Source organism: Streptomyces sp. NPDC005492, from assembly GCF_040605995.1.
Taxonomy (GTDB): Bacteria; Actinomycetota; Actinomycetes; order Streptomycetales; family Streptomycetaceae; genus Streptomyces.
The window spans coordinates 1-2,949 of sequence record NZ_JBEXDX010000112.1; the positions used below are offsets into that span (position 1 = coordinate 1).

Annotated in this window: 1 protein-coding gene and 1 pseudogene; one reads left to right on the forward strand and one right to left on the reverse strand. The window is 68.4% G+C overall.

The genetic code is table 11. From position 1 onward, the window contains the following. A pseudogene (locus ABZT04_RS45875) lies at positions 1-476 on the reverse strand (YibE/F family protein); the annotation flags it as partial. A gap of 509 nt (positions 477-985) precedes the next feature. On the opposite strand from ABZT04_RS45875, the gene ABZT04_RS45880 reads away from it, so the two are divergent. Next, positions 986-2,949, forward strand: a 1,964-nt coding sequence (locus ABZT04_RS45880) for a putative Ig domain-containing protein (RefSeq protein WP_356066670.1), incomplete at its 3' end; no start/stop codon positions are given.

Sequence of the window (2,949 nt, forward strand, 5' to 3'; positions counted from 1 at the left end):
CCCGAGGCGTTCACCGAAGCACAGCTCACGCTGACGACCTTGGTGACCGTCGCCTGCTGTGTCTGCCGGTCGAAGCCGACCCCGGTGCGCTTGTGTGACGGAGCGCCTCCGGGCCACAGCACGACCATTCCGACCACGACCGCGACCGTGAACGGGATCAGGATCGCCGCGATGACCTTCCTCAGATGGCGGGAGACGGGGGCGGCGGGCCCATGGCTGTGGCTGTGCGCGTGTCCGTTACCGCCGGCACCCGCTCGCGGGTCGTGGTCGGGGCCATGTCCGGCATCAGTCATTGGGGCGTGCACGTCGCTCATGGCCGGCGAGGGGATATGGACCGCATTGACATCGGGTCCGTAGCCGGGGTGAGGTGCCGACGCAGGAGGATACGCGTACTCGTAGTGATGGCCGTAGTCGTTTGCGCCATCACCTTCGGCTCGGGGCCGGTCGCCGACCCCGTTCCAGTCACCGGCTCCCATGCCGTCTCCCTCGCGGTTGCCCTTTCCCCCTTCGGCGCCGGTCCTGCACGGCGGCTCTGAGGAAGAGTACGGGAACGGTTGTGCCGTGGTCTCAGCCCGAGCATCGCCAGAAGATCGAGTGTTCTGCTCCCTGTGCCGGGATCATGAACCTCTTCACCGGCCTCGTCTTCCGCACCGTCTCCGGGAGCGCGCCGCGAAACTCCAGCCCCGCCACGGAAGATGCCATCGAGACCCACCAGGGCCAGCTCTGGGCCCACCCCCTGGCCAACACGTGCCGCCCCCATGAGCGGGTCAATCGCATTTTATGGAGAAGTAAAGAATTCGGCCGGGTACTGCCCGGTAGGACCCGTTCCGGTCTACATTCCCTTCGCTACTTGTCATGTCACACTCATGCAGCGTGAAAGGCAATGAGTGTCATGCTCATGACTGCGTGGTTACGCCGCCGCTACGCGCATTCACGGGCCTGCCCATCCAGCGCGATACCCCACGTCAACCGGAGGCAGTTCCCCATGCGTGAGTCACACCCGAGCGGGCGGAGACGGAGTCTGCGAAGACTCGTCGCCGTCGCCTTCCCCGCCCTCGCCCTGACCGTCGCCGGATTCACCGCCGCGCCGACGGCCGGCGCCCAGCCCGCCGCGACGCACCCTCAGACCTCCAAGGTCACGCAGAACAGCAAGGCACTGTCGGCCCCCGAGCGGCAGACCTACCAGTCCACCGGCAAGGCCGGCCAGAAGGTGTCGACCCAGCACCTGTGCGCCACCGCCGAGCCAGGTCATGCGTCCTGTTTCGCCCAGCGCCGCACAGACATCAAGCAGCGCCTCGCCTCGGCGCTCGCCGCCGCGCCCTCCGGCCTCTCCCCGGCCAACCTGCACAGCGCCTACAACCTGCCCACCACGGCCGGTTCGGGCATGACCGTCGGCATCGTGGACGCCTACAACGACCCCAACGCCGAGTCGGACCTGGCCACCTACCGCTCCACGTACGGCCTGTCGTCCTGCACCAAGGCCAACGGCTGTTTCAAGCAGGTCAGCCAGACCGGCTCCACCACTTCGCTGCCGAGCAACGACAGCGGCTGGGCCGGTGAAGAGATGCTCGACATCGACATGGTCAGCGCGGTCTGCCCGAACTGCAGCATCATCCTCGTCGAGGCCAACTCCGCGAGCATGGCGGACCTCGGCGCCGCCGAGAACGAGGCCGTGGCACTCGGGGCCAAGTTCGTCTCCAACAGCTGGGGCGGCGGCGAGGACTCGTCCCAGACCAGCGACGACACCTCGTACTTCAAGCACCCAGGTGTCGCGATCACCGTCTCCTCGGGTGACTCCGCCTACGGCGCTGAGTATCCGGCGACCTCGCAGTACGTGACGGCCGTCGGCGGCACCGCGCTCACCACCGCCTCCACCACCCGCGGCTGGAGCGAGTCGGTGTGGAAGACCAACTCCACGGAAGGCACCGGCTCCGGCTGCTCCGCCTACGACCCGAAGCCGAGCTGGCAGACCGACACCGGCTGCACCAAGCGCATGGAGGCGGACGTCTCCGCGGTCGCCGACCCGGCCACCGGCGTGGCGGTCTACGACACCTACGGCGGTTCCGGCTGGGCGGTCTACGGCGGCACCAGCGCCAGCTCGCCGATCATCGCCTCCGTCTACGCCCTCGCGGGCACTCCGGGTGCGAGCGACTACCCGGCGAAGTACCCCTACTCCCACACGAGCAACCTGTACGACGTGACCAGCGGCAACAACGGCAGCTGCTCCCCGTCGTACTTCTGCACCGCGGGCACCGGCTACGACGGCCCGACCGGCTGGGGCACCCCGAACGGCACCGCCGCCTTCACCTCCGGCACCAGCACCGGCAACACAGTGACCGTCACCAACCCCGGCAGCCAGTCCACCACCACGGGCGGCTCGGCCAGCCTGCAGATCTCGGCCAGTGACAGCGCGGGCGCGGCCCTCACCTACAGCGCCTCCGGCCTGCCGACCGGCCTGTCCATCAACAGCTCCACCGGCCTGATCTCCGGTACGGCGTCCACCGCTGGCACCTACCAGGTCACCGTCACCGCGAAGGACTCCACCGGCGCCTCCGGCTCGGCCTCCTTCACCTGGACCGTCGGCTCCGGCGGGGGCGGCGGATGCACCTCCGCCCAACTGCTGGCCAACCCCGGCTTCGAGTCCGGCAGCACCGACTGGACCGCGACCAGCGGTGTCATCACCACCGACTCCGGTGAGGCGGCCCACAGCGGCTCCTACAAGGCGTGGCTCGACGGCTACGGCTCCTCGCACACCGACACGCTGTCCCAGTCGGTGACCGTCCCGTCCGGCTGCAAGGCCACCTTCACCTTCTACCTGCACATCGACACCGCGGAGACCACCAGCAGTACCGCATACGACAAGCTGACGGTCACCGCCGGTTCGACCACGCTCGCGACGTACTCGAACCTGAACAAGGCCACCGGGTACGCGCAGAAGAGCTTCGACCT